Annotated in this window: 4 protein-coding genes; all 4 read right to left on the reverse strand. The window is 34.1% G+C overall.

Going from position 1 to position 3,279, the window contains the following annotated elements:
- Positions 1-496: 496 nt before the first annotated feature.
- Positions 497-913 (reverse strand): biopolymer transporter ExbD, encoded by a 417-nt coding sequence (locus H3V00_RS11265; protein WP_025329707.1) that lies wholly within the window; start codon positions 911-913, stop codon positions 497-499.
- A gap of 2 nt (positions 914-915) precedes the next feature.
- The gene (locus H3V00_RS11270; RefSeq protein ID WP_174829660.1) at positions 916-1,581 is read right to left on the reverse strand and encodes a MotA/TolQ/ExbB proton channel family protein; all 666 of its coding nucleotides are present in this window, start codon (positions 1,579-1,581) and stop codon (positions 916-918) included.
- Positions 1,582-1,664: 83 nt separating this feature from the next.
- Complete coding sequence (locus H3V00_RS11275; RefSeq protein ID WP_198208157.1) at positions 1,665-2,438, reverse strand: energy transducer TonB; 774 nt, start codon at positions 2,436-2,438, stop codon at positions 1,665-1,667.
- A 623-nt stretch (positions 2,439-3,061) separates the two neighbouring features.
- Positions 3,062-3,279 (reverse strand): hypothetical protein (locus H3V00_RS11535; RefSeq protein ID WP_232336004.1); only part of this gene is annotated, 218 nt, incomplete at its 5' end.

A 3,279-nucleotide genomic window follows, 5' to 3' on the forward strand; every position in this document is an offset into this window, starting at 1 on the left:
CAATTTGATGCTCTGAAAATTTTTTCATATTGAAATTCTCCTTAAAAATATCATAGAGAATTTTCTACTTTCTTGCTGTACTATTAGGGGATAGTTACAATATATTTCTTGAAATATTGGACATCATCAGTTCTGCACTTTTCTAAAAACAAATAAAAAAAGAAAAGGGCGGTGATAAAAGACTAAGGAAAAAATGACATCATGTATATTTTATTAGTGCCTATATTATCGATTATATGAATAGTCTCCACTCAGTAATATGATATTACTTCATATCCCACTAGAAATAATATACGCAACTATAGTGATATCAGTAATTATGAATAATTATTTAATACGCGCAAACGGAGACAAAAATAATTTAAGTATTTAATTATGATGTCAAATTTTATTGTAGTATTATTTAATTAATTATATTGCAATAACAATAATCTATTAAAAATGGACTTTCCTCGACAGAAAGTCCATTTAATAGAATTATATTGAGATATTTAATTTACGATTTATCTTCCGTAACAAAGCCAACTTTTACCAAACCTGCATCCCGAGCAGCGGCTAATACCTGAGCAACATGATCATAAGCAACGTGTTTATCAGCAGCTATCGCCAGTACTAGTTCTGGATCTGCCTGAGCCTTTAGATGTAAATCATTTTTTAGTTGAGTTAGGGAAAGTGTTTGTTCGCCTAATTTATATTGCCCGTCAGCACCAATCGATAAGCGTAATGGAGATTTTGGTTCTGTTTGCTCCGTAGGATTAGCAGTGGTAGGTAAAGTTAACGGGATAGAATGAGTTAATACTGGCATCGTAATCATAAAGACAATCAAGAGTACCAGCATTACATCAACCAGCGGCGTTACATTAATATCAGCTGATTCATGTACCTCATCATCACTGAAATGACCGAATGCCATCACTATTCCTCATTATTTAATAATTGTGCATGTAAATCATGAGCAAAACCATCAAGATCACGACTTAAATTTTTCTTGCTGCGTACCAGACCATTGTAAAACAGTAAAGCCGGAATCGCTGCAAATAAACCTATGGCGGTAGAAATTAATGCCTCACCTATAGGACCAGCTACAGCAGCAATACTCATCTGTCCGCTATGGCCAATATTAATTAAAGCATGATAAATACCCCATACAGTACCAAATAATCCGATAAATGGAGCACTTGAACTTATTGATGCCAATATAGTCAGCCCACTCTCATAGTGGCGCATAATCTGTTCCATACTATTACGAATTTGACTGGTAAGGTAGCGGTTAAAGGGCATAGCCGCAGCCAAAGAGTGATTAGCTTTATCATGATAAAGCTTACTTGCGTGTAATGCATCACGAGTCAGTAAAGCCACCGGTGAATGGTTTTCAGCCAGCTCATGTTGCAATTGAACCAGATTCTCAGCTGTCTCAAAGCAATTTAAAGCTATGCGATTATCCCGCCTTGCGCACCATAAACTCCAGCATCGAACCAACGCAATAATCCAGGTTATAATGCTCATCAAGACAAGAATAGCCAGAACAGTTAGCAAAATCCAACCGCTTTGAGCATAAATTGAAGCAATATTACCATCCATAAGAATAATTACCTTCAAAGTTAATAATCATTTAACTAAATCATTTAAAATACAAAAATTACATTACTTATCGTTATTTTTTATCAATCTGATATTTTGAATTTTATATTAAACTGATAGTTATAAGAGATTGGAATACCACCGCGCGTAGCTGGTTTAAAACGATATCTCAGTATTGCCTGCTTAGCAGCCCGGTCAAGACGGCTATAGCCACTACTTTTACTTATAGTGACATTAAGTGCTTTTCCGTCTGCACCTACATAAACCTTTATACCCACCACACCTTCTTCCCCATTACTCCGAGAGTCATACGGATAATCCGGGTTTAATGCAGCCAGATAACCTCCCTGATATTCTTTTGGCACAACTAAGCTACCAGCAGACTGATCACTGCTGTTTTTACCATTTGCAGATTTGGAATCTGATTTTCCGCCAGTATTTGCAGAAGTAGCATCTGGAACATTGTTGCTAGGTGCAGGCGCTATTGGCGATGATTTTGCTACTGCAGGTATCAGCTTCGGTTCATCCTCTTTGGATGGAGTAACTTTAAATTGACTTTGTACTTTGCTAGTTGCTACAGGTTTTATCAGAGTTTTTTCAGGTAGCACTTTTCTAGGCGGTGTTTTTACCGTCTGTTTATGCACAACATGCTGTTGAGATTCGGGTTGTTGAGGAACATCGTCAGCAATCTTGCCAGCCATATCCGAGCTTATACCTAAATCAACAAAATTCAGTGCTTGTATATTATTATCAACTTTAATCTGCTGTTCATTAAATGCTATTGTCCAAAATAAAATAGCATGTACGCCCAGCACTAAAATAACAATTAAAAAATTGACTTTGCGTTGGTTTTCCATATCATTGCATGATAATAGAAACCATTATTATTTGCAATATAACTTAACACTAAAACATAAGAGTGCGTTAATCAGTCAGATTGAGCAATTTATAAGCTTGTTAAAGTGTAAACAGATCGTATTTAAAGCTTTAATACACCTATATACAATTATCAAAACAATATAATTATGACTTGATTCTACTTAATATTTAAAAACAAAATATAAGATTAATTAAAATAGAAAATTATCTGATTATCGGAATTAATTTAGAACTATTAATTAAAGGTAACAGAAAAACCGCTTTATTTTTATATATATCTGTATCTCTAAATTTAGCTAATACTATTCTGACAAAATCAAAATATAAAAAAACAGCAACAGACTAAAGTTAGAAAAATAGCTATAGGACACATCTATATACTATAGAGTTCATAAAGTACAAGATAAAAGTTAAGTTAATTATTTAATTGATATATTTTAACAACAAAAAAGTTTACTGAAGCTCTATTATAGAAACGATAGCCTTAAATATATCTAAATTAAATTTGGTTTAATCAATAAAGCCTGAGTCGAAGTAGTCCACAATAATTTAAAGTGAGCATATAAAAGTGCCAAATACAAATATAAGAAGAGTCATCTAGTCACAAGTAAAAGGAAATAGAGGCTATAAACAAGTCAACATCCCTATCGGCAGATAGCGGAGTCAAATAAAACAGCAAAAGCTGAGTCAAAGGCACTAAAAATAAACGCAAGTAAAACAGTTGAATGAGAAGAAAGTCAAAAATAAATGCAGGCAGGAGTTGACAGGGGATTTTTGGAGGCGTATAGTTCGCCTTCTTCGCTGATGACGCGACACGAA

This window comes from Snodgrassella sp. W6238H11 (assembly GCF_016100525.1).
GTDB lineage: Bacteria > Pseudomonadota > Gammaproteobacteria > Burkholderiales > Neisseriaceae > Snodgrassella > Snodgrassella alvi.

Coding starts and splice junctions, on each gene's coding strand:
- H3V00_RS11265 (WP_025329707.1), bottom strand. CDS start 913: ATGGCATTCGGTCATTTCAGTGATGATGAGGTACATGAATCAGCTGAT.
- H3V00_RS11270 (WP_174829660.1), bottom strand. CDS start 1,581: ATGGATGGTAATATTGCTTCAATTTATGCTCAAAGCGGTTGGATTTTG.
- H3V00_RS11275 (WP_198208157.1), bottom strand. CDS start 2,438: ATGGAAAACCAACGCAAAGTCAATTTTTTAATTGTTATTTTAGTGCTG.